The sequence below is a fragment of the Pseudomonas gingeri genome (assembly GCF_013386165.1).
In the GTDB taxonomy this organism is placed as follows: domain Bacteria; phylum Pseudomonadota; class Gammaproteobacteria; order Pseudomonadales; family Pseudomonadaceae; genus Aquipseudomonas; species Aquipseudomonas gingeri_C.
In genome coordinates this window covers 1-23,642 of the sequence record NZ_JACAOS010000024.1, presented here as the reverse complement: position 1 = coordinate 23,642, position 23,642 = coordinate 1, and the positions used below count along the sequence as shown (strand labels likewise).

Sequence of the window (23,642 nt, the reverse complement as noted above, 5' to 3'; positions counted from 1 at the left end):
CCGCATGAAGCGATTGGCCGGACTTTCTGCACTTGCCTTGATTATCTCCAGCACCAGTGGCTGCGCCTGGATTTGGGGCCCGGAAGGTTATTTCCGCGACCGCGGCAGCGATTACCTGGATTCGAAACAGACGCCGGCCATGCAGCTGCCAGCGGGTGTCAGCGTCGATAAGCACCTTGACCCCCTGCTGCCGATTCCGCGCAACGTCGCCGACGACACCACCAAGGGCCCGTTCGAAGTACCGCGTCCGCTGCCTTTGCAGGTCGCGGCCAGCGCCAGTGACTACAGCCTGCAGAAAAGCGGCGATACGCGTTGGGTCATGGCCCAGCACACGCCGGCCGAAGTCTGGCCAGTGGCGTTGCAGTTCTTCCAGGACAACGGTTTCCGGATCGACGCACAGCGCCCACAGACCGGGGAATTCACCACTGCCTGGCAGCGTTCCGACGAACTCTCCGCAGCCATGGGCAAGCGCCTGGCCGCGGGTGACAACGAAACCCGCGTACGGGTTCGTATCGAACCGGGCGTGCAGCGCAATACCAGTGAAGTCTACGTGGTCAGTGCCCAGCGCCCGGTCGGCAGCACCGCCAACGTCGATTTCACTCCGCACTCGGTCAACCTCGGCCTGGACTCGGCCCTGGTCGACGAAATGCTCTCGAGCATGAGCCGCAGCGCCGAGAAGGGCGGTTCGGTGTCGTTGCTGGCCGCGCGTGATTTCGATACCCCGAGCCGTGTCAGCCTGAGCCAGGATGGCAGCGGCAACCCGGTGCTCAACGTCGGTGAAGACCTCGACCGTGCCTGGTCGAGTGTCGGCCGTGCGCTGGAGCAGGGTGAGTGGCGTGTCGAAGACATCAACCGCAGCCTGGGCCTGTACTACATCAACTTGGCGGAAAAATCCGAGAAGAAGAGCGAAGAGCCTGGTTTCTTCGGTCGTCTGTTCGGCAGCAAACCGAGCAAGGAAGAGATCGAAACCCGTGCCGTGCGTTATCAGGTTCGCCTGAGCAAGGTCGGCGACAGCGTCCAGGTCACCGTCGAGAAAGACATCAACACCGTGGCACCGGCCGATGTGGCCCGTCGCGTGTTGGGCGTGATTCAAGACAACCTGGGCTGATCGGTGCGCTTTGCCGTTCTCGGCAGTGGTAGCCAAGGGAACGGCACGCTGATCGCCAGTGAAGACACGCTGATCCTGGTCGATTGTGGTTTCTCGCTACGGGAAACCGAACGACGTCTGGCTCGCCTTGGGGTGAGCCCGACGCAATTGAGTGCGATTCTGGTCACCCACGAACATGCCGACCACGTGCATGGCGTGGGTTTGCTGTCTCGGCGCTACAATCTACCGGTGTACCTGAGCCGTGGCACCTTGCGCGGCCTGCGCAAGCCCATCGAGCCCGCCGGTTTCGTGGCGGGTGGCGAGACCTTGCAGGTGGGCGCCTTGAGCATCGAAGTGGTGTCGGTGGCCCACGATGCTCTTGAGCCGACGCAGTACGTGTTCAGTGACGGTCAACGGCGTTTCGGCCTGCTGACCGACCTGGGTTCCTATTGTGGCCGGGTCATGGACAGCTACAGCGGTCTCGATGCCTTGATGATCGAGTCCAACCATTGCCGCGACCTGCTGGGTCGTGGGCATTACCCGGCTTTTCTCAAGCAGCGGGTCGGTGGCGAGCTGGGACATTTGAACAACCACCAGGCCGCGAGCCTGGTGGCCGAGTTGGGCTGGCAAGACCTGCAACACCTGGTACTGGCCCACCTCAGCAGCAAGAACAACCTGCCGCGGCTGGCCCGGCAATGTTTTGTCGACACCCTTGGGTGCGACCCGGACTGGCTGCAATTGGCCGATCAAGATTCAGGGCTCGACTGGCGACATATCGCCTGGCCCAACAACTTAACAAGCGGAGCCCATCATGGAAAAACGTGAAGAACTCTACCGCGGCAAAGCCAAATCGGTTTACAAGACCGATGACGCCGACCGTTTGATCCTGCTGTTTCGCAACGACACCTCGGCGTTCGACGGCAAGCGCATCGAACAGCTGGACCGCAAGGGCATGGTCAACAACAAGTTCAACGCCTTCATCATGCAGAAGCTCGAAGCGGCCGGTATCCCGACCCAGTTCGACAAGCTGCTGGGCGATAACGAATGCCTGGTGAAGAAGCTCGACATGATCCCGGTGGAATGCGTGGTGCGCAACTACGCGGCCGGCAGCCTGGTCAAGCGTCTGGGCGTGGAAGAGGGCTTGAAGCTCAACCCCTACACCTTCGAACTGTTCCTCAAGGACGACGCCAAGGGCGACCCGTTCATCAACGAATCCCACGTCGTGGCGTTCGGTTGGGGGACTGCCGAGCAGCTTGTTCGAATGAAGGAGCTGTCGCTCAAGGTCAATGAAGTGCTGAGCCAGCTGTTCGACGAAGCCGGCCTGCTGCTGGTGGACTTCAAGCTGGAGTTCGGCGTATTCCACGGCCAGATCGTCCTGGGCGACGAGTTCAGCCCGGATGGCTGCCGCCTGTGGGACAAGGAAACACGCAAGAAGATGGACAAGGACCGCTTCCGCCAGGGGCTCGGTGATGTCATCGAAGCCTACGAAGAAGTCGCCAATCGTCTGGGTGTACCGCTGTAATCGACGCAAGCATCTGATAGCACGTAATTTTTTTGCAATTGGGGCTTCGCTTCCGGCAAAAGTGTTGTTATGATGCGCGCCGTTGGAGAGATGCCAGAGTGGCCGAATGGGACGGATTCGAAATCCGTTGTACCTTCACCGGTACCTAGGGTTCGAATCCCTATCTCTCCGCCATACTTGTACTTAAAGGCCCCATTTTATGGGGCCTTTTTGCTTTCTGTGGTTTCTGTTCCCCCATTTGTTCCCCCACTCTGCTTTTGTGTGATTTTGCTCCGCCGCCCTTTAAAGGGGTGTGAATGCAGCGGTGTGAGCGTCTGGCATAAAAATACTCATCAGATCGTATGACGTGCGCGACCTAGCCATCTGCGGCCTTGCTGTGCGTGGTCGGTCTGCACTCTATCGTCGTCATGTCGCAATCCCTGTATTGAGTCGCTGTGCCTGCTGGCTTTCACTAACAGTGATCGTCGGTCACTGGATTGGTCTTATCACTCATGAGTGCTGAAGTGGGCTCCGACCCTGCGCTTAGAGCCTTTTGGCTCTGAGGCGCAGGGTGGGCGACTGGGCTACATCAATGATCGCTTGGGGGATGTTTGCGTCGGTTTACTGCTGCCGGTCTCTGTCGCTGCCTCTTCCGGTGCGTGACGGGTGAAGTGTTTTTTCTATCATGCCTTGCTCGGACGCCATCGTTATTAGGTGCTCTAGGACTTGGGCTCGTTTCTGATCATGCTTTTTGGCCAGTTCATCAAGAAGAGTGATGACTGTTTTCGACAGCATGATGTTAACTTGCTTCTTGTCAGCGTTGCGATCATCGAACTGCTGGCGACTCCATCGCTTCTTGATCTCTTGGATCATCGTCTTCTGTTCATAGCTTCGAAGATAAGCTTGGTCGAAGAACATGAGCAGTTCTTGGTAGTTGCTGATGGGGCGCTGCTCTTCAGGTAGGGGGGTATGGTTTTTCTCTAGCCACTCCCAGGCACATTTGCAGCGTCGGGCGCCGTCCTTTTTGTCTTCGAACCACTCGAAGTCACGGTCCTTCGCTTTGTGTTTACACCAAGCGTTGCGAAGATCTTCGATGGCATCTGATTTAATTTTAAGGTTGACACCCCAGAGATCGAGCATGGCGATGAAGCGATTTTTGTCGGTGAGGTGCTCTAAACCGTCAGGTAGCTCCCGAGGAGGCCTTGAAGCAGTGATGCCCACAACTCTGTGCAGCAGCCATCGATACTGCCTTTCACCTTCGTCAACCCACTTTAACTTGGCGTCTGGAACCAGACGCCTGTCCTTTAGTGACGGGATGTCTGTGCGGAGATCAGTCTTGTCTTTCAGCCATCGGGCGATTTCATTTCGCATGGTCCTGCCGTTGCAGCTGGCAGGGTCGAAGCCGGCTTGCTCGTCGCGGCATAGGTGTAACCATAACCAAATGTCATGACGATTGTTCGGCTGGTGCTCGTCGAGCAGTCGTGCCAGCTCATCGTGCCAGTCATCGTTAAAGACAAGACCATCCTTCTTTCCCATGGCAAAAGCCTATTTGTAAATTCTCTGTTGAGAATTGTTATCATTTGAGTTCGTGATTCTATCTGAATTCTAGGTATAACCTATAGACTATCTATGGTAAATCAAATACGGCTCTATATTTACTCTATGAATATTCTAGGTTTTTATTTATCTTTGATAGTTAATGAATAAAGGCTTTGTAGCCGTTATTTTCAGTGTTTTAACAGTAGATAGCGGACCTTCACCATGTGAATCGCTACGGCTTTTAGGAAGGCCATTTTTGGGAGCTCTCATGAGGACGCCAGTGATGCTTTGCAATGCTCCTGGGGGATGTATCGAGTATTGGTGAGGTTGGCGGCGCTATGCGGGCGTTGATGGGCCGTGTCCGCCAGTCCCAGTGAGACTCGCTTACTACGCGGAGCGAATGATTGAGGTAGGCATCTGTCGTCTTGGGTGGACGGCTGAGGCGACGGTCATCGCCAGGTGCGTGCATAGACGATCCTTGGTCTATGCACGGCAGAATTGATTCGTCGTCGCGCATCCTGGTCTGGCTAAGGAATCAGTGAAACTGCCTGATGCGGAAATGGATGTGCTGGCTCAACCGCCACTGGCCATTTAAGCTCTTACGCTAAGTGACGCCAGTTTGCGGCCACTACTTCAGCGCAGGAGATGCCGGTGCTGATTCAGCCCCCCCCCCCCGAGAACTTTTCGGCAAACCAGGAGGGTTCACGCTCTGATGGGCGTGGCGCGTATTTCTTTACAGGATCTCCCAATCCTCTGAACGGAATACAGAGGAGCCAGTTCATGAGGATCATTCGCCTGAAAGACGTCAAGCACGCCACCGGCCTGGGTCGGTCCACGATCTACAAGTACATCAGCGAGGGGAGCTTTCCGAAGCCAGTGTCATTGGGTGACAGGGCTGTCGGCTGGGTTGAAAGCGAAGTGATGGGTTGGGTTATGGCCAGGATCGAGGCCCGTGATACTCACGAGTCTCTCGCTTCGGTGTCACAGCTAAAGGCTGCGTGATCAGTCGATGGGCTGAGCTTGCACCCAGTCATTCGGTCGGCGTTCGTGCTGATCGAATGGCTCCAATCAGTAGTTTATTTCCAGAGTATCTGAATCACTGAAATAGTCCCATTCATCCCTCGTTCTCTGGCACTTCGCTACCCCACTCCCTTGCGGGAGTGGGGTAGCAGATTTCGGTATTAGTATTATTTATATGATTTATAGTCGTAAGTAATATTTATACGAGATATTTGTAGCGTCAGCTCATACGTCTTGTTCATCCAATGCGGTTACCAATCTACAAGCTCCATTCAGAGACCTATCAGGCTTACCCCTCAATGGGGTAAGTGCCACGCGCTCAGTCATCCCGGCGTTGCTCATCCAGTGACAGGATCAGCGCCATACGCTGAGCCGAGGTCAGTCCCCCAGGTAGATCGAATCGTAAATAAATACCCAGCCCACTGAGTCTATGAATTCACTCAGCGGATCATCCTCCATGGCGCACCAGCCCAAGCGTCACCCCGGCAACAGCAACCTTCATCTGTACTACGAGAACACCTTCCGCGGTCTACCCGTGATGGCATTCCACGTCCCCTTCATTACTGAATACCTCGACAGCCTTCTTGAAACCACTCAGTTGGCACTGAGCGCCCATCGTCAGGTGTTCGCGCTACGTTTCGATCTGCGCTTTCCAAATGACTATCTGCCACCTGCATCAAGCAACGCCGTTATCTCCAGGTTTGTCGCTTCCTTGTCTGTAAGGATTGAAATTGCACGTGAGCGCGCCAAGCGTCTGAATGGCTCTGCCCATCAGACAAGCGTTCGCTGGTGCTGGGTCAGAGAGGTCGGACAGGAAGGGCGCCCGCACTTCCACTTCGTCCTGCTGCTCAACAGGGATGCGTTCCACACGGTGGGACGCTTTCAATCTGAGCGGGAGAACTTGTACACCCGCATCCAGGCCGCATGGGCCAGTGCGCTGAGGATTCACTTCGACTATGTCGAGGGCTTGGTGCATATCCCTGCAAACGCCACATTCCACCTCTCTCGGGATGATCCCGCAGAGATGAATCGGTACTTCCATCGAGCGAGCTACCTCTGTAAGGCCGCTACCAAGGACTACGGCAGTCGATGCCGGGCGTTTGGTTGCAGCAGAGGCTGAACCAACATCACTGGGCTTCGTGCCAGGGGTGAGTTACTGAGCTCATCCCATACTCAATGGATCTATTCTCCAGCAGGTACGAGCATGCTTCTTCCATACATCAATCCGCGACTTCCGTTATCTGAATCACACGTTGCTATCGCCATCGGCCGACTGATGGAGGCGGTCGCTTGCACGAGCGGGCCGGCCTACCTGGTCACCCTGGATGAGCTGGGCGATGAGCTGGTCAAATCGACAACGCTCTCCATGCTATTCGACTGCGTGCCGCAGATTAACGAGGAGTACGCCAATCGCTGCGATGACGAACATCAAGAGGTGTTCTGGATGGCGTACCAGGAGATTGGGCTCGAACGCACCCCGTTGGGGATGGTATACATGGACAGTACGGAAACGAGCTACCTAAGCACTGCTCAAGCGATGAATGCGCTGGTCGATAGAATCCGGCTGCTGCTCAGTGGTCAGGAGCTAGACGAGGCGACTGGATGAGGTGATGGTCGTCAGCTTGACTCAATGTTGGGCCATATGCACCAATAGCCCACAGACTGGACTCACGTATGTCGGCTAGGCACCAGCAGATGTGTCTCTAGCATTACTAGTCCACGCGGGCGTGTGGATTGCAAATCCATCTACGCTGGTTCGATTCCGACCTCACCCCCAACTCTTAAAGAACTTATGTGTTCCACAACGTAGCCAAAAACTCATAGTCTGTGAGCTCTTAGGTAATTAGATTTTTTGTAAAATAACGTTATTTTTTTTCTCGTGATACCGTTGCTATAGCTCAATCAATTTTGTATGCAATGTCATTGAGTTTCAGTAAGCAAGATAAAATGGAAATAATAATTTTTGACAATCGCTGACGCTTGCGTTGTAGCTGAATATTCTGTCTGCTACTATCGGAGTCTGAAATCTGCCTCTCACTGAAAAAATTACTGCCTATATAGACCATTGGAGCATGGAAGCATGACTGACACCTATGAGCTAACTCAGCTGGACTCTCACTCTTTTGAACATTTAGTTAATTACTTAGCCTTGAAGGTGTTGGGCAAAGGAGTCACGGGGTTCGCGCAAGGCGCCGATGGCGGTCGAGATGGGCTGCTGTCCGGTGAGGCTCCTTATCCATCAACAACTGATCGATGGAGTGGTGTCTGGTATATTCAATCAAAGTTCCATAAGTCGCACTTGTCCAAGAATCCTCAAGCTTGGCTCATCAATGAAGTTAAAAAAGAGCTCGCAGAGTTTGATGGGGCTGATTCTAGAGTCGCACCGGATATCTGGATCATAGCTACAAATATAGAGCCCTCCGGAACGCCGAATACTGGAGCTTACGATACGATTAAATCTTTGGTTTTTGAGTGCTTTGGCGATGAGATAAAGTTCGATATTTGGGGGGGGAGGAAGATATTGGATTTTCTTGCAGATGATCCTGCTGCCGCCTCCTATTATGGTCACTTTCTTACCCCGGGGAACGTGCTGACCGCAATGTACAATCAAATAGGTGAAGCATCTGCACAGGTAAAGCCTATTATAAATCACCTTATACTGGATCAGTTTAACGATCAGATATACACAAAGCTTGAGCAAGCTGGCTCCTCAGGCGTTAGGCCGAAAATTCATGAGCTTTTTGTGGACTTGCCTGCTGAAAATAAATGTGTTGATGATGAATTAAGTATAATGGAGACACTTGTAGCTACCTCTGCTAACGCTCATAGGCCTACTGTTTGGAATTCATATGGAGATGGTTGGCGTGCTTGGTCAAATATTCCCAAACGTGCAAGGGCCATTTTATTAAAAGGTGGGCCTGGTCAAGGTAAGTCCACCGCAGGGCAATTTTTCTCTCAAATTCAGCGTGCCACACTTCTACTTGACCCAAGTGCTCCGGTGGTTTTACCAGCTACGTTAGATGTGGCAAAAGAATTTCTTATAGTTGCTGAGGCGTTAGGGTTCAAACCAAGTAATCCAAGAATTCCAATTAGTGTTGAATTAAAAGATTATGCGTCATGGTATGGCGCAAGATCTGATGATGAGGCAAAAGGGGTTCTCTCTTATTTGTGTGAGAAAATTTCGCAGAAAATTGATCAGAAAGTTGAAGGTGGTACACTTAAAAAAGCCTTTTCTATAAGGAGCTGGTTTCTAAATTTTGATGGTCTTGATGAAGTTCCGAATGATGTAAAAGATGAGGTTGCAAATGAAATAATCAGGCTTACTAATACAGTATTGCCAGAACTTGATGCAGATATACTTGTTTTGTGCACTACGAGGCCTCAAGGCTATTCAGGACAATTTGAATATTTAAATGCAGCTACTTTAGATTTGGTGCCACTTCCTGCCGAAATCGCAATGAAGTGTGCTGAAGGCGTGATAAGGTTTGGTAGAAGTGATTCTGAAAGCGAAAATGCAATACAGGTATTGTCAGCGGCGATGGAGTCTGCTCAGGTAAGGGAGCTAATGACGACACCTTTGCAGTCGCATATTATGGCAGTGGTGGTCCGTGATGGCGGGCGACCGCCCGAGAAAAGATGGGAGTTGTTTGATAATTTTTATGATGTAATGAAAAAAAGAGAAAGTCTTAAAAACTTTCCGGATGTAAGGATTTCTAAGCTGTTGCGAGAAAATAGCGTTTTACTCAAGGCGATTCATGCACGCTTGGGTATCGCATTGCACGCAAGTGCAGAGATAAGTGATGGTGCGGACACTACATTAGATCGTGAGCAGTTTTGCCATCTAGCAAGACAAACCACGGAGCGTTATGTTGATGATAATGTTGACGACTTGGTTGAAACGCTGATGGAGGCAACCACGGAGCGACTGGTCTTCGTAAATACCCCTGAGAGTAATAAAACTGTCAGGTTTGATATACGGCAATTGCAAGAGTTTTTTGCAGGTGAGTTTATTTATTCTAATGTTGATCCCTCTCGGCTGCGCTCTCGTCTTGAGGTGATTGGTGGAGACTCTCATTGGCGGGAGGTAATGCATTTTGTTGTAAGCGCTTTAATTGTGACAATGAGGCCAACAGAGCTGGCTGTTGCTTTAGAGGTCATCTGCAGTCTTGATGATAGTGACGTTTCCCATGCGATACGAATATTTAAGCGGCGGCTAGGTGTTGGTGCAATTTTAACGTTGCGTCTGTTAAATGAGGGTGTGCTTGAGCAGGATAGAATTACGCGGTTGAAATTTAAAGAGGCGCTGGTGCCTCTTTATGCAATGGTTGAAATGGAAATTATATCTGATATTTTGTCTTTGCATCACCCGCATACACTATCGTGGCTTTTAAATTGTATGGCTGATGCGCTCTTCGAATACAGTGAGCCAGAGCAAATTGGGGCTGCAATCGTCCTTGCTAGGAAGTTGCCTGATGACCACGCTAGAAAATCTGAGGTAAAGACCAAGATTTTTGGTTCCTCAGTAGATTATATAAATAGAATTTACAGGTCGTATTTGGCAGATCATTATTCTATGTATGCAGCCTCTGAAGGTGTATCGATTAGTTATTGGTTCTTAGAGGGCACTTTGCAGTTGCTTATTGAAGAAGCACCGAGTAGTGAAGTTGAGTTTTGGTCTATTGTGCGTATTTTGAGACGTGTAAAAAACGTGGAGGAAATAGCTAGGTCGATGGGGCTCTCAGAAGATGAAATTAAGCTACTTATGTTGCTCGTTGATCATGCGGATACTTCAAAATTCAATAAGCAGGTCCATGCTAAGTTGGATGGCATATCGATCCTAAACTATGAGCATGACTGGAAGACAAAAACTATTCCTGAGAATATGGATTTCGACATTGGTTGTTCAAGTATAAGGTCGCCAATTTTGAAGTTGATGGCAAATGTTGTCAGCTTTGCCAGGGGGAAACGCCTGCAGGACCTTTGTAGTATCTTGTCTACTATGGTGTCGTTTGGCCTGGGTGATATGTTTCTCCCACCATATATTCAAGTCCTGCTTCCGATAAATTTTGATACGGAAATGGCGGGAGATAAGTTGAAGGAGCAGTTGGGGTTCTTTAGCTCGATAAGTCAAGATGAGTTTGAACGTTTGTTGTCGGGGGGGAGGTTAAAAGGCTTTGATGTTCCGGCTGTTTTTGATGTTTTGGAAGTTGGGGTTGTCGACTCGGTGGAAACTCTTGAAATTATTTCCAGATATCATCCATTAATAGCTATATCTATCTGGTTGCAGTCAGAGCATTTTAATGAGGCTCCTTATAGATTCAGGTCTCGTGAATGTTTGGATTTGATGTTTGATGTGATCGTAAAAAACCCCAAGGTCATGGTATATTATTTTAGTACCTGGGGTTATATTTTTGAAGAATTACCAGAATTTTCTGAAAAAATCAGGCCGCTTTTTTTAAAGCTATCGTTGGATGGGCATGTTTCCTTTCAAAGAGGGCGTGCTAAAGCATTTATCCTGAATTTGCCTTTGGAAGTTGGTTTTTTATCTCTGATTGCTCGTATATTTATCTCTCCTGAACGCAGAGCTGGTATTGACGATTTTGATATTAGTGCTTATTCCTTGTTGGAGCAGTATGGGATAGATAATGACATGCTTGTCAGCCTTTTTACGAACGAGCAACTGGAAACGGTCTACCGTGCTGCAGCATTTTGCTGTTATATCTGTCAAGCGGGTGATGAACAATCAAATGTAGCTAATTCATTTTTTGAGAAAAATAATCACTCCTTGGTTTTGTTGTTTTGCGAGAGCAAGCTACCAGTTTGGTATGTGGGGAGTTTGGTGTACTCATTGGGTTTTTTTGATCCTAACAAAGTTGAAGTGATGGAGTTGGTTGGCCAGATTCTTCATATCTATCGGGAGGATTACTACTCAAGATCACATATTCAAGGTTTACTTTCAAATTGGAGGGAGCGCTCAAGCGCTCCAGTGCAGTCGCGAGCGATTTTAGATACATGGTTGAGTGAGTAGTTTTTAAATGGCCTCTGCAGTTCTACAATTGCCGAGGCCACTTCCTCTGTCGTGGTGTCTGGTCTACGGCTAAAGCATTTTTTGTTGTGGCGATGTTTATTGTGAGGCGATGATCTTCTTTTTAATTAATGTATGCGTTGTGTGTTTTCGGGGTTTGTCAGTTTTAATTCGGTGAGGTGGAGTAATTTGCTTTGTGGGGATTACTATTTAGCCTGTTCAGAGGTGGATCATTTAGTCGTCTCTCGTGTCTGTTGAGTTAGTGATCGACTTGCATGATTAATGTCCTGAATTTCACTTGTTTCTTTGGATTGGATATCGCGAAATTGGAAGTCTGTGTATCGCTGCGGCTAGTGTAGAGTCAGCTATGGCGACTGAGTTTATTACTGCTTTCTCTCGGGCTTCATTCTATCTGTTTTTCAGTGTGATATAACTCATTATTAGCCTGGGTTGGTTTGTGGTCAGACTTGTAACTTTTAATTTTATAATGGCTTTCGCTCTGTCAGGGCATCGAGGAAGTTGCTAAGGTCAGACGCATTTCTCCCATTCTCTGAGCAGATTGGCAGGTACTTGTTAGTCTTACCCTGTTTTACCGTCAGAAATCCGCTGTTGGCATCCGTTACAGATGTTTTGAGTATGTCAGCAGGGCGCTGGTCGGTAAGATAGGCAAGATCCATGAATCTTTGAGTTCTTGGAGAGAGTGGCCTGCTCATCGACCGCTTGGTGACGCCGCCGCGAAGATTGTCCGGCACCAGAATCTTCGAAGTACCGCCGAGAAAAGCCAAGCAGCGTACGTGCGAGCCCTGCTAGTCGAGCAGTTTCTGCGGCCAGGTGGATCACCAACACGCAGCAACCGCAGCTGCAAGCTCCCTCCATCCGCTGTTGGCGCTCGGCCAGCAGCGCCCTCACCCTTCACCTCAGAGTGTTGTCCTTCTTCAGGCCGGCCGCAGCCGGCGCCCGGCAAGGGCTCCGGCACATCCACCCGTATAGTGAGCGTCTCAGGCGGCCGCATCGCGCATCCCGCTAGCGCCACAACCAACCCAATCAGCATCAGCCTCATAGCCCCAACTCCTGGTCGATGATTAATGCGGCGGCCTGGGCCGGGTCACCGCCGGTACGCTCCTGGGCGTAGTGAGGCTCGGTTTGACCTTGACCTTGTCCGCAGCCAGTGCGGCAGCGTCCTCTCGCGCCTTCGCCGCTATGATCCGCTGCACCCGAAAACGAAAGAGCGGCAGCATCTGGGGGGGCTACTAATACAAGGGGCGGGACGCCGACGGTAGTGGAGTGGGGTCCCCGCTCGGGGGCGATCTCGATGAGGGCAAAATCGAATGGGCATGGCTCGACTGTAAAGCCCCCCACGCCTGTCCACCTTGCAGGTCACCTGTCGGATGACTACGAGATAAAGATTATTCCAACCCTCAACGGGAAGATGCGCCCTATTCTGGCTCATCTGCAGGCTTCACTCGGTACAGGAGCGCTCCATGCGTCTGAATTGAACATAAGGCAGAGGCTATGCTTTGGTTTTCTTGAAAGGAGTCGATGTCGTGCAAAGAAATTATTCGCTATCGGATGTGCTAGAAAGGATGTATGAAAACCAGCTCGCTCTGGAGGCTGCCGTGATGGAGCTGACGTTATGCGTGGAACAGCGGGATTCGGCAGAGGTTGGTAAGAATGTCCGGGGGGCGCTGCACACGATTGGCGAAAACGCAGGCCATATTAAGCAGGGGCTGGCTCGACTGCGGGGAATGGATGTTGGTTAGAAAATTACAATCCACCGAGTCCTAGTAGGTGTGTCATGCAGGCGATGGGTTTTCTAACTATTGTGCGGTAAATGGTTAATCTAAATGCTGCCAGAAGTAAGTGCTTAAACGATTTAACTAGGCAGGTGAATTAAGCAAGCAGCCAACTAGAGTTGGCTGCGCTTTTTGATTTTTCCTTCGATCATGGATTTTTGCCGGCGTTACACAAAGTTTCCCACTCGTCGAGCATATCAGCCATAATCAAGGCGCCTTCACCATTCTCCTTGTGGAACGCATTACTCCATTGATCGACACAACTATCTATACTGGCTTGATTGAATGACTTCGTTGTGACGCTCTGCAAGGCTGGAGCAGCCTTGCCACCCGCTTCCGGTCCAGTACCTTTCAGGTACGCGACGATGCGACCATCCTCAGCGTTTCCTAGGTAGTATCCTCGTAACAGAACCACGGGGGTTTTTTGGGCTTGCTGGATTTGTCCTGCGTATTCGTTGGTTGAGTCCCATAGGCCGCTGTCACGCTGATATTGATATTCGCAGATTCCTTGCTTGCAGAACACCGTGCCGCGAGTCTCTAGCACCTTTACGCTACCATCCTTCATCTTGTAGGGGAGTTTGACAGGGGTGTCTTCAGGCACGCAGTCTAACCAGGCCGAGTTACGTTTACTTGTAGGGCACTCTTCTATTTCGTTTGCTTGCCACGCAGCCGCTCCTAAGGAATATGTGTTGATGATCAAACCAAACAATGAGACTAATAGACGTTTTTTGCGCATTTATATGTTCCTTGTGTTTGAAGATGAATCGGCGGATTTGAGGTGTAATAGCGCGTATTTCGGTCCTGTGGTGTGCAGAGCTCAGGTCGGTCAGGTATATGCATGCCACTGCCCAATTTTGTTGAGGCGGATTATTTGAGTGGATACCATGTCTTGACTTCGTAGAGTAGCCAGGTACTTTGTCTAGCGCTTAGACTTCGGCGTAAAGGTCTAAATCGGAACGGTATGCGCTATAGACCGAGCCATAGCGCAATGCAGATAAGTATCAAGGTTTTATTAGAAGCCCTTGTCCTGTAGGTAAGCTCGCTATCGCTATGTTCATTTTTGCTGCCCATTGATCCATACCCTCTTTCTGAGGCTGGTATCCGTAGTAAGCATAGTCGTCTAGTAAAATTACTGCTCCGGAGACCAAGCGATCCCACAAAAACTCAATCGCAGCAACTTCAGGAACGGTGCAGTTCAGGTCGATGTGTAAATAAGAAATTTGGGTTGAGTCGATATGAGCGAGGGTGTCGGGAATGGATCCTTGTATGACCTTTGCATTAGGCCACTCTGAAAAGTTTTCCCTCACAGATTCAATATTTGACGTATATGTCCCGTCTTCAACTAACTTTCGGTTCTTGTCCGCGACGCCACCAATTTTTTCCTGCTCGGATAGATACCTGTCATCAATGCCAGAAAATGTATCAAGTAAGTAAAAGATTTTGCCTGTATTGTTCCAGTCCAGATCTTTCATGATCGCTGAGCTTAGAAAACCATAATTGACTCCACACTCAACAAAATCGCCGCTGTGTTTTGCGGCTGTCCGCGCCGCCCACAGCCCTATATGCACACGCCAAAACCATTTGTAGTCAGAGCCGACAGCTTCTACTCCGCGTGCATACGCTGTGATATAGCTCTCGTCGCTCATGAAATCGTGGTTATGCACTGAAGATAATCCATCCGAGGAATAACGCCCTTCTACCTTTGGATAAAGGGAGTTCGGGTCTCGTTTGTAGTTGCGATTTTCTCCACGGCCCCAAGCCAAATAGTGTTGTGCTGGGTCAAGTCCTGACATTCTGACATCGGGATGTAACTTTAGGTATTGTTCAGGAGAAAAATCTTCAGGCAAATTCATGGTATTTCCTTGTTAATGGTTTGATGGCGGTGAGCAGCTGTATTAGATGATTCAGATAAGTAAGGTGAGAGCGAAACTGCCAATCCACACGATGAAATACGCCAAGTTTTGATTCAGCATCTTGGCGCGTTGGTACAGGTAGACCGGTACGATAAATACCCAACCCTTGAAGCGGCGGGTGTCGTGCCCGGCTTTCTTAAGGCGTTTTTCATCGAACAGGCTCAAGGCGACGTTCAATATCACGGTGAGGTACCAGTAACGGCCATCACTCAGCGCTCTCTGACCACCTCCCGTGGCGCCCGCAACGAAGGCTTCCAGCAAGTAGCCAAGCAGCGGGGCTAAAGCCAGTAGCCATACCAGCGTGTTGTTGACGCTCGCGCCTGTGAGCGGGGGCGGGGAAGCCGTTTGGAGGTGCTGTAGAAACTCCGTCCTTTCGAGTTGAATCCAGTTTTCCAGCCCCTTTTTCCAAATGAGGCTGCCGTAGGTCAGCTTCCCTGAGCGGATGAGGGCGACTATTTGTTGTTCATTGGCAGCCTGACGTTGGCCTTTCTCTTCGTAAAACCATTGCTCACTGCTTGTTGCTTCCGGCATGGAAAATTCCTTGGTTTTGGATGTGGGCACAAATAGACGAATAGCAACCTTTAGGGTTGATTCTCAACCTGTTGAGTTCTTCATGTCAATGAGGTGATGCCCAACCATCTAGGTTGAGATGGGGAGGCGCCGTGATAGAGACTGATCAGAAATACTTGGCGGGTGTGGTGGGGCGTGCGATTGCCAAGCAACGCATTCGCAGTGGCTTGACGCAGGAGGAAGTGGCTGAGCGTCTGGGAATCGGCAACGAGGCTGTTTCCCGCATTGAACGCGGCATCGTGATTCCCAACATTGAGCGCTTGCTAGCGTTCGCGGGAATCTTTGACTGCGAGGCGGCAGAACTGTTGACCGAGGTCAGTTCGCGCCCGGACGACCAAGCCAGCCGGATCAGTCGGTTATTGACGCCTTTGAGCCAGGATGATCGACAGCTGATCCTCGATCTGGTTGAGCGTTTGGCTGAACGGCTAGCAAAGGCATGATCGGGGCTGTGGGGCTTTCAGGTCTCGGCGTTCTGATCGAACTTGGTCCCACAGCGTAAGCAGAGAAAGTCATAGTGGTTGAATTGATATTTCTGCACGTCTCTGGCAAATGCCGTCATGGCGGTATAGCCAGATGTCGCACTGGAAACGCTCTCGCCGATCAGGTCGAGCAGTTGCACGAGCAGGCTTTCAGGTCGGGTTTCCGGGTCAGTTACCAGGCCTTGGGTATGGGCCTGGCGCACACTGAGTAGAAAGCTATCAATGGTCCCAATGAGCATGACGGCAGCGTTAGCGGCCTCTTTGGACAGTACAGCCTTTGAATCGCAGATCAGGCAGCGTGGGGGCATGGTGGAGCTCCGGTGAAAGGGTTAAATCACTGAGAGAAAACCTATGGATGAGGGAGGCGTAGGCCTCCCTTTATGCGCGGGCTTTTCAAGCCACCAGTTGCAGGGCGGTGTTGAGCGCTCGTTGTTTGATGACTGCACCTTGGCCAAACCAGGCCGTGTCCATGCGGTACTCGTTGCTGCGAGCACGACGCTCGTGGTCGACATACTCGGTGACGGCGTTGAGCAAGCCCCAGGCCGTGCCCTTGGCCGCTTCCAGCTCCGCCCCTCGACCGTGACCTTCATACAGGCTCAGCACCTTAGTTAAGGCCCGCTCATTCGAGAGGCCGGTCCGCTCGGGGTTGCCCGTCTGCACCTCGCTTAACACACTGCGCAGAAAATCTTTGGCTTCACGGTCTTGGACTTTGCGTTCGGCGAGCATTCGCATGCGGTACATGAAATCGTCCCATTGCGAGACGGCGATGCCCAATTGCTGCTTCACTGCCTGTGGATTGAACCGAGTGCTGTGCGGGACCTTGATCGCCTGGCTGGCGCCATTGACCGCAATACTCAGGGTGTTATTGCAAACGACGCGAACGGTGGTTGGGGTCGCCGTGGTGGCCAGCGTCCCGTCGCAGGAAGTGGCCAGCAGTAAATAGCCATTGACCACGTCATTGCCTTTGAGCGCGGCTGACTGTCCAGTCCGTGCCAAAGCCCAGAGTTTTCGTCCGCCTTTCAGGACACCAGCGGTTTCCAGCTCATAACCTGAGCGTTCGGTCAGATCACGGTAAAACTCCAGGACCTCACGGGGTTGGACCACCTGGTAGCGTTTCGATACGACGGACAGGGCTTCTTTGCTATCCGAACGGTAGAGCACCTTCTGTTCGGGAAATGAGTGGATGGTACCGAGATGACCGACGGCATCCGCCATGTAACGCACCGGCGACTCCTGGATCTGCCAGTTCATGCCGGCTTCTTGTTGCCAGACTTCCAGCGGTTGTTTGGGCGAGAGCTGATTGCCCAGACCATGCCAGGGCGTAGCGCCAACGTAAGCCATTTGTTCGATGAGGTGTGCCATGGGGAGCTTCCTTTTCATAGGCGCACGGCGAAGCCGCTGAGCATTCAGCAGGGATCAGTCGACGTGCGGGGTGTTGATCGAGAGGGGGAGAAGCGATGGATCAGATGGTGAATAGCGATTGCTTCAAGCGGGAGAGGAGCAGTTCAAGCGGAATGACGGCAGCTAAACGAAAGTCCGCAGTCGAGGCAGAGGTAGTTGTCCAAAACCCGCTCATCGATGACTTCGCCGAGTTTGGCGCCAGCGATACAGCCGGTCGCCGCCCCGGCTAATCCGCCGAGAATGGCCCCGGCCATACCGCCAGCAACGACGCCAGCGGGGCCGGCGACAACGCCGATGACAGCGCCTACCTCGGCACCAGCCATGGCTCCTGTGATCCCTTGGGCGGCGCCACCGACGGTGCCGATAAGGGCGCCGATTTTCCTGGCGACATCTTTGGTGATGACAGCGGTGGAGTGACAGCGTGGGCATTGAGTGGTCATGTACAGGGTTCCTATCGAGAGAGTCGGGATGAAGTCATTGCACGGGCATAGAGCCCATCAAGCAAGCCGCCTACGCGACCTACCTGACTGGTGAGCTATCGAGGCTTGGGTAGTGATGCTCAATGCGCAGAGATGCCAATTCGTGATGTATGACTACGAATTTGTTGGCTGCGATTAGATGGGGGGCGAGTCCACTCATAGCGCGATGAGCGGAAAGGGCTGAATCTCCGGTGGTTTTGTAGACCGGTCAACGACCATGCAGAGTCGATACCGACCACTCAAAACAGATCACAGTGACCGCTGAAGTTTTGATCATTGGCTAGGGACCGCTGACGTCTCAGTACAACCTACTTTTGTATAGATACCAGACTGCTCCGGGACACCGTTGCCGACACTCGACAATGAGGCGTACAACTCGACCAGCGCCTGGCAATTTCCCTTTCGATGCAGGATTACGCTTTTAGGTGCCAGGCTCACCGAGCAAGCCTTCGCCTGTTTGAGTGCAAGGTACGCATCTTTTTCAGTCGGACTTAACAGGCTCTCTGTAGAGAAAGAGCAGCTGTCTATGATCAGCGTCTCTCCTAAAATACGGAAGGCCGGAGGTGCCTGATTTTGAGGTTCAGAATTGCTCCATTCACCTTCAGCCCATGTTCCGATAACGCTTTTTTCCATTTCAAACGATTGCTTGGGGGATGACTCTTTTTTGTCGCAGCCGCTGCCTAGCATCGCGGCGAGCAACACGAGTGAAACAGCTGAGACGCTTGTATACCGATTCATGATTTGCCTCCAACACTTGCCTGCCTTACATCAACTGCCTGGCTGATCGTCGTGATTGGCCGAAAACCACTTTCAACGAGGCCTCAAATCGCCTCGGCATGCCTCGGTAACCCTATGGAAATCAGTGCTGCGAGCAGTACGAACGTGCTGGATATCCATAGGCACACACCCAGCCCATACACTTGATAAACCCAGCCGGAGAGCACCGTGCCTATCAGTCGTCCCATGGCGTTGGACATGTAGTAAAAGCCCACGTCCAGCGAAACACCGTCTTCCTTGGCATAGGACACGATCAGGTAGCTGTGCAGTGAGGAGTTCACCGCGAACAGCGCCCCAAAGACCATCAGGCCTCCCAACAGAACCACTTGTTGCGATAACCCAGTATTCAATCCGAGGGCGATGGTCGCAGGCAGGCCAGCCAGGGCAAGCGCCCAAAGGAGTGCAGCGCGACCATCTGGAACATGCCCGCGCTTCTTGCCGGTAATACGTGGAGCGAACGATTGCACAGTGCCGTAGCCGATCACCCAGGCCGCCAGGAACCCGCCGACCTTCCAAAAGTTCCAGCCAAAAACACTGCTCAGGTATACCGGCAAGGCCACCACGAACCAGACATCACGAGCACCGAACAGAAACATCCGCGCTGCCGAGAGAATGTTGATCGCTCGGCTCTTGGAAAGGATTTCACGAAACTTCGGCTTGGCCTTGGCTTTGCCCAGGTCCTTTTTCAGCAGAGTCAGACTGCCGATCCAGATCAGCGCGAGGACGCCGGCCATTGCCACCAACGCACCTTTGAACCCCATCAGGGCGAGGAAGGCCCCACCGAGAAAGAAACCGACACCCTTAAGTGCGTTCTTCGAACCAGTGAGGATGGCTATCCACTGGTAAAGCTTGCCCTGTTGTCCATCGGACACCAGGAGTTTGATGGAGCTTTTGGCACTCATCTTGTTCAGGTCTTTGGCGATCCCCGAAAGCGCTTGAGCGCCCATTACCCAAGGAATGGTCAACCAGACCGAGGGTACTGCCAGCATCAGCAACGCCACGACCTGCATGCCCAGCCCAATGTTCATGGTTCTGTTCAGACCCAGCCGAGCCCCGAGATAGCCACCGACGAGGTTGGTGACCACGCCAAAGAATTCGTAAAACAGAAACAACGCCGCGATTTGAAATGGGCTGTAGCCCAGTTCGTTGAAATGCAGCACCACCAACATGCGCAAGGCGCCGTCGGTGAGGGTGAAGGCCCAGTAATTACCCGTAACGAGCAGGTACTGCCGCATTTCTGGAGCGAGGGCTGACAACGCTTTCATGACTGCTCCTCAGACTGCCAACCCGACCATTCTGGCCAGTTCGACGGTGCGGTTGGCATAGCCCCATTCATTGTCGTACCAGGCATAGAGTTTGACCTGGGTGCCATTGATAACCATGGTCGACAGCGCATCGATGATCGACGAGCGCGGGTCGGTACGGTAGTCGATGGACACCAGCGGGCGCTCCTCGAAACCGAGGATATCCTTCAGCTCGTTTTCCGAAGCATCCTTCAGGAACTGGTTCACCTCCTCGACGGTCGTGGCGCGCTCGACTTCGAAGACACAGTCGGTCAGCGAGGCGTTGGCCAGCGGTACGCGCACGGCGTGACCATTCAGACGTCCACGCAGCTCTGGGAAAATCTCGGCGATGGCAGTGGCCGAGCCAGTGCTGGTCGGGATCAGGCTTATGCCCGAAGCGCGTGCACGACGCAGATCCTTATGGGGTTGGTCGAGGATGCTTTGGGTGTTGGTCAAGTCGTGGATGGTGGTGATCGAACCGTGGCGAATACCCAGTTTCTCGTGGATCACCTTCACCACTGGCGCCAGACAGTTGGTGGTGCATGACGCCGCCGTGACGATGCGATGTTCCGCAGCATTGAACAGTTGATGATTGATGCCCATGACGATGTTCAACGCGCCTTTTTCCTTCACCGGAGCGCTGACCACCACGCGTTTAACGCCCTGGTCGAGGTAAGCCTGAAGCACAGCGACGGTCTTCATCTTGCCACTGGCTTCAATCACCAGATCACAGCCCGACCAATCGGTGTCGGCAATCGCCTTGTTGGCCGTCACCTTGATCCGCTTGCCGTCGATGACGATGCTGTCGCCTTCTGAGTCAGCTTGATAATTCCAGCGGCCATGGATCGAATCGAAGTTCAGCAAGTGCGCATGCGTTGCTGCGTCCCCTGCCGGATCGTTGATCTGGATGAACTCAAATTCTGGCCAGCTCCAGGACGCTCGCAGAGCGAGGCGACCGATTCGACCGAAACCATTGATGCCAACTTTGATAGCCATGTTGTTGTGCTCTGTATCTGTTGTCAGTGGGAGTTCGACTGGATGTCGAACTGGCCGATGTATTCGATATGGGCTGGATGCTGAACGGCGCGTGGGCGCAGCGACTGCACCTCGCGGATCGCTTCGTCGAACGGCATGCCGCACTCGATCAGCAATTGAGCGGCGATCAAGCCAGTGCGGCCCGAGCCACCCTTACAATGGATGGCAATGGTCTTACCTTCGGTCAGTAACTGCTTGATACGTTGATGGTGCTGTTCCCAGGCCGCCCTGAATGCCTCGCCAGGGAGCTGTTCATCCGCTACCGGCAGGTGAAACCATTCAATGCCCAGGAGCTGACATTCTTCAGGCAGCAGATCGATTTCGTTCTGAAGCAGCTCCTCGGTCGGCATCAGCGTCAGCAGAGCAACTGCACCTGCGTCCTTGAGGGTTTGCAACGCCTCGAAAGATCGGGTGCCCTTCGTACCTGGGCACGGGGTAAAAATCAGCTGGCCTTTGAGTTGCACCAGGGGCAATACGGAATAGGGGTGTTGTTGCACGGTGAAAATTCCTCAGATGGAGCGCTGATTGACACGTTTCATGAGTTCTTCCGCCGACTCCTTGCGCTCGGAATAACGATCAACCAGATAGTCCTGGCGGTCGCGAATCAGCAGCGTGAATTTCACCAACTCCTCCATCACATCAACGACACGGTCGTAGAAAGGAGAAGGCTTCATCCGACCGTTGTCGTCGAACTCCATGTAGGCCTTAGGTACGGACGACTGGTTGGGGATGGTGAACATGCGCATCCAACGTCCCAGCACCCGTAGCTGATTGACCACGTTGAACGACTGCGAGCCGCCGCACACCTGCATCACGGCGAGGGTTTTGCCCTGGGTCGGGCGGACCGCGCCCATTGCCAGTGGCACCCAGTCGATCTGAGCCTTGAAGACGGCACTCATGGAACCGTGACGTTCTGGAGAGCACCAGACCTGCCCCTCGGACCACAGCATCAGCTCGCGCAGTTCCTTCACACGTGGGTGATCGTCAGGTGCGTCATCTGGCAGCGGCAAACCTGACGGATTGAAAACCCGCGCCTCGGCGCCGAAGTGCTCCAGCAGCCGAGCTGCTTCCTCTACCAGCAGACGACTGAAGGAGCGCTCACGAGTCGATCCGTACAGCAGCAAAATGCGCTGCTTGTGAATGGAAGTCTTTTCGATACCGAGTTTGTCTGCCGAGGGAAGATCAACCAGTTCGGTATCGAGCTGGGGAATATGGTCATCAAACATAGTCTTTGTCCTGCGCAACGGCGCTCTTGGATTCGTCGAACCAGCGGCGCTTCAGCCAAAAGGCGACACCGACCAGGGAAATCAGCACCGGCACTTCCACAAGAGGGCCAATCACCGTAGCGAAAGCGACAGGCGAGGCCAGTCCGAAGGTAGCGATGGCGACCGCAATGGCGAGTTCGAAATTGTTACTCGCGGCGGTGAACGCCAGAGCCGTGGTACGTGGATAGTCAGCTTTGAGCAGCTTGCCCATCCAGAAGCTGAGGAAGAACATCACGACAAAGTAGATCGTCAGGGGGATCGCGATGCGCAGTACATCCAACGGCAGTTGCAGCACCTTGCCACCCTTGAGACTGAACATAGCGACGATGGTCAGCAGCAATGCAACCAGCGTTAGCGGACTGATTTTTGGGATGAAGTGCTCTTGATACCAAGTGCTTCCTTTGCGCGCGATCAGGATCTTGCGGGTCAGGAAGCCGGCCAGGAACGGCACGCCCAGGTAGATCAGGACCGATTCGGCAATGCTGATGAAGCTGGTCTCGATGACGCTACCTTCTAACCCGAACAGGGGCGGTAGGAGGCCAAGGAACACCCAGGCGTATAGGCTGAAAAACAGGATCTGGAAGATGCTGTTGAACGCTACCAGCCCGGCGACGTACTGATTATTGCCTCCGGCGATCTGATTCCAGACCAGCACCATCGCAATGCAGCGAGCCAGGCCGATGAGGATCAGCCCCGTCATGTACTCCGGCTGGTCCCGAAGGAAGATGATCGCCAACGCGAACATCAATATTGGCCCGATCACCCAGTTCTGGATCAGAGACAAAGCGAGGATGCGCTTGTCTTTGAAGACCTCCGGCAGCTCCTCATAGCGAACCTTGGCCAAGGGCGGATACATCATCACGATCAAGCCGATGGCGATTGGAATGTTGGTAGTGCCCACAGAAAGACTGTTGAGCCACTGCGGCCAGCCTTCGAACAGGCTACCCAGTCCGATGCCTAACGCCATGGCCAAAAAAATCCACAGGGTCAGGTAGCGGTCCAGGAATGAAAGGCGGCTTTTACTCATGACATATCTCCTGCTGTTAAAGCGTGCCGATCAGAGCCAGCTCAGCCTTGAGCTGCTCGGCACTCAACGTGGAAAGGGGTAAAGCCAGGAACGCTTTCAGTCGCCGGGTGATTTGCTCCAGGGTCACATCAAATGCGGCCTGAACCTCTTCTGGTGTGCCGTGAAAGTCCGATGGGTCAGCCAAGCCCCAGTGCCCCTTGACTGAGGGGCCGAAGAACACCGGGCACGCTTCGCCCGCTGCTTTGTCGCAGACCGTAATGACGAAGTCGGGAGCAAGGTTTTCATGCGCGTCGCTGGACTTGCTGAACAGCCCAGCCGTTGAGATGCCTGCCTTTTCCAGCGTTTTTAGGGCCAGCGGGTGCACTTCACCTTTGGGCTGGCTGCCAGCGCTGTAGGCTTTCATGCCCGCTGGGGCCAAATGGTTGATGTAGTGGTCAACTAATCCCGG

At 52.6% G+C, this 23,642-nt stretch carries 23 protein-coding genes and 1 tRNA gene; 10 read left to right on the top strand and 14 right to left on the bottom strand.

The window, feature by feature from the left end; translation table 11 throughout:
- Nucleotides 1-4: 4 nt before the first annotated feature.
- The 4 genes from bamC (at nt 5) to HX866_RS30315 (ending at nt 2,783) form a co-directional block, all read left to right on the top strand.
- Complete coding sequence (gene bamC / locus HX866_RS30330) at nt 5-1,108, top strand: outer membrane protein assembly factor BamC (protein ID WP_177141008.1); 1,104 nt, start codon at nt 5-7, stop codon at nt 1,106-1,108.
- A gap of 3 nt (nt 1,109-1,111) precedes the next feature.
- Nucleotides 1,112-1,912 carry an MBL fold metallo-hydrolase gene (locus HX866_RS30325; RefSeq protein WP_177092746.1) on the top strand — a complete coding sequence of 267 codons (801 nt, stop codon included), beginning with the start codon at nt 1,112-1,114 and terminating at the stop codon, nt 1,910-1,912.
- Nucleotides 1,899-2,609 carry a phosphoribosylaminoimidazolesuccinocarboxamide synthase gene (gene purC / locus HX866_RS30320; protein ID WP_177092745.1) on the top strand — a complete coding sequence of 237 codons (711 nt, stop codon included), beginning with the start codon at nt 1,899-1,901 and terminating at the stop codon, nt 2,607-2,609. Before HX866_RS30325 ends, purC begins: the two co-directional genes overlap by 14 nt.
- A gap of 84 nt (nt 2,610-2,693) precedes the next feature.
- Nucleotides 2,694-2,783 (top strand) — tRNA-Ser (locus HX866_RS30315).
- A 426-nt stretch (nt 2,784-3,209) separates the two neighbouring features.
- Here the strand turns inward: HX866_RS30315 and HX866_RS30310 are convergent.
- Nucleotides 3,210-4,124, bottom strand: coding sequence for a hypothetical protein (locus HX866_RS30310; protein WP_177092744.1), 915 nt, complete (start codon nt 4,122-4,124; stop codon nt 3,210-3,212).
- A gap of 783 nt (nt 4,125-4,907) precedes the next feature.
- Between HX866_RS30310 and HX866_RS30305 the strand changes: the two genes are divergently transcribed.
- From HX866_RS30305 to HX866_RS30285, 5 genes are all read left to right on the top strand, one after another.
- A complete protein-coding gene (locus tag HX866_RS30305) occupies nt 4,908-5,129 on the top strand; it encodes an AlpA family transcriptional regulator (RefSeq protein ID WP_177092743.1) in 222 nt (73 codons plus the stop codon).
- Nucleotides 5,130-5,604: 475 nt separating this feature from the next.
- On the top strand, nt 5,605-6,267 hold the full coding sequence (locus HX866_RS30300; RefSeq protein ID WP_256345039.1) for an inovirus Gp2 family protein: 663 nt from the start codon (nt 5,605-5,607) through the stop codon (nt 6,265-6,267).
- 84 nt (nt 6,268-6,351) lie between these two features.
- Nucleotides 6,352-6,753, top strand: coding sequence for a hypothetical protein (locus HX866_RS30295; protein ID WP_177092741.1), 402 nt, complete (start codon nt 6,352-6,354; stop codon nt 6,751-6,753).
- Nucleotides 6,754-7,227: 474 nt separating this feature from the next.
- Nucleotides 7,228-11,175 carry an NACHT domain-containing protein gene (locus tag HX866_RS30290; RefSeq protein ID WP_177092740.1) on the top strand — a complete coding sequence of 1,316 codons (3,948 nt, stop codon included), beginning with the start codon at nt 7,228-7,230 and terminating at the stop codon, nt 11,173-11,175.
- 1,541 nt (nt 11,176-12,716) lie between these two features.
- Nucleotides 12,717-12,932 carry a hypothetical protein gene (locus tag HX866_RS30285; RefSeq protein ID WP_177092739.1) on the top strand — a complete coding sequence of 72 codons (216 nt, stop codon included), beginning with the start codon at nt 12,717-12,719 and terminating at the stop codon, nt 12,930-12,932.
- A 181-nt stretch (nt 12,933-13,113) separates the two neighbouring features.
- Here the strand turns inward: HX866_RS30285 and HX866_RS30280 are convergent, their stop codons facing one another.
- The 3 genes from HX866_RS30280 to HX866_RS30270 all read right to left on the bottom strand — a co-directional run bounded on the left by HX866_RS30280 (nt 13,114) and on the right by HX866_RS30270 (nt 15,409).
- On the bottom strand, nt 13,114-13,701 hold the full coding sequence (locus tag HX866_RS30280; RefSeq protein WP_177092738.1) for a hypothetical protein: 588 nt from the start codon (nt 13,699-13,701) through the stop codon (nt 13,114-13,116).
- Between the two features lie 265 nt (nt 13,702-13,966).
- Entirely contained in the window at nt 13,967-14,818 is an 852-nt protein-coding gene (locus tag HX866_RS30275) for a class I SAM-dependent methyltransferase (RefSeq protein ID WP_218179814.1), read from the bottom strand.
- Between the two features lie 51 nt (nt 14,819-14,869).
- Complete coding sequence (locus tag HX866_RS30270; RefSeq protein WP_177092737.1) at nt 14,870-15,409, bottom strand: GYF domain-containing protein; 540 nt, start codon at nt 15,407-15,409, stop codon at nt 14,870-14,872.
- Nucleotides 15,410-15,540: 131 nt separating this feature from the next.
- On the opposite strand from HX866_RS30270, the gene HX866_RS30265 reads away from it, so the two are divergent.
- Nucleotides 15,541-15,888: a helix-turn-helix domain-containing protein gene (locus tag HX866_RS30265; RefSeq protein ID WP_177092736.1), complete on the top strand. Its 348-nt coding sequence runs from the start codon at nt 15,541-15,543 to the stop codon at nt 15,886-15,888.
- A 17-nt stretch (nt 15,889-15,905) separates the two neighbouring features.
- Here the strand turns inward: HX866_RS30265 and HX866_RS30260 are convergent, their stop codons facing one another.
- From HX866_RS30260 to HX866_RS30215, 10 genes are all read right to left on the bottom strand, one after another.
- The gene (locus HX866_RS30260) at nt 15,906-16,235 is read right to left on the bottom strand and encodes a hypothetical protein (RefSeq protein WP_177092735.1); all 330 of its coding nucleotides are present in this window, start codon (nt 16,233-16,235) and stop codon (nt 15,906-15,908) included.
- A gap of 85 nt (nt 16,236-16,320) precedes the next feature.
- On the bottom strand, nt 16,321-17,289 hold the full coding sequence (locus HX866_RS30255) for a DUF932 domain-containing protein (RefSeq protein ID WP_177092734.1): 969 nt from the start codon (nt 17,287-17,289) through the stop codon (nt 16,321-16,323).
- A 143-nt stretch (nt 17,290-17,432) separates the two neighbouring features.
- Nucleotides 17,433-17,768 (bottom strand): hypothetical protein, encoded by a 336-nt coding sequence (locus HX866_RS30250; RefSeq protein ID WP_177092733.1) that lies wholly within the window; start codon nt 17,766-17,768, stop codon nt 17,433-17,435.
- Nucleotides 17,769-18,080: 312 nt separating this feature from the next.
- Nucleotides 18,081-18,545 carry a hypothetical protein gene (locus HX866_RS30245; RefSeq protein WP_177092732.1) on the bottom strand — a complete coding sequence of 155 codons (465 nt, stop codon included), beginning with the start codon at nt 18,543-18,545 and terminating at the stop codon, nt 18,081-18,083.
- An 83-nt stretch (nt 18,546-18,628) separates the two neighbouring features.
- Complete coding sequence (gene arsJ, locus HX866_RS30240; RefSeq protein ID WP_177092731.1) at nt 18,629-19,849, bottom strand: organoarsenical effux MFS transporter ArsJ; 1,221 nt, start codon at nt 19,847-19,849, stop codon at nt 18,629-18,631.
- A gap of 9 nt (nt 19,850-19,858) precedes the next feature.
- Nucleotides 19,859-20,863 (bottom strand): ArsJ-associated glyceraldehyde-3-phosphate dehydrogenase, encoded by a 1,005-nt coding sequence (locus HX866_RS30235; RefSeq protein WP_177092730.1) that lies wholly within the window; start codon nt 20,861-20,863, stop codon nt 19,859-19,861.
- Nucleotides 20,864-20,886: 23 nt separating this feature from the next.
- Nucleotides 20,887-21,399: a phosphatase domain-containing putative toxin gene (locus tag HX866_RS30230; protein ID WP_177092729.1), complete on the bottom strand. Its 513-nt coding sequence runs from the start codon at nt 21,397-21,399 to the stop codon at nt 20,887-20,889.
- A gap of 12 nt (nt 21,400-21,411) precedes the next feature.
- Entirely contained in the window at nt 21,412-22,128 is a 717-nt protein-coding gene (gene arsH / locus HX866_RS30225) for an arsenical resistance protein ArsH (protein ID WP_177141007.1), read from the bottom strand.
- Nucleotides 22,121-23,194 carry an ACR3 family arsenite efflux transporter gene (gene arsB / locus HX866_RS30220; protein WP_177092727.1) on the bottom strand — a complete coding sequence of 358 codons (1,074 nt, stop codon included), beginning with the start codon at nt 23,192-23,194 and terminating at the stop codon, nt 22,121-22,123. The genes arsH and arsB overlap by 8 nt, the downstream gene beginning before the upstream one ends.
- A 16-nt stretch (nt 23,195-23,210) precedes the next feature.
- On the bottom strand, nt 23,211-23,621 hold the full coding sequence (locus HX866_RS30215; RefSeq protein WP_371319304.1) for an arsenate reductase ArsC: 411 nt from the start codon (nt 23,619-23,621) through the stop codon (nt 23,211-23,213).
- Between the last annotated feature and the right edge of the window lie 21 nt (nt 23,622-23,642).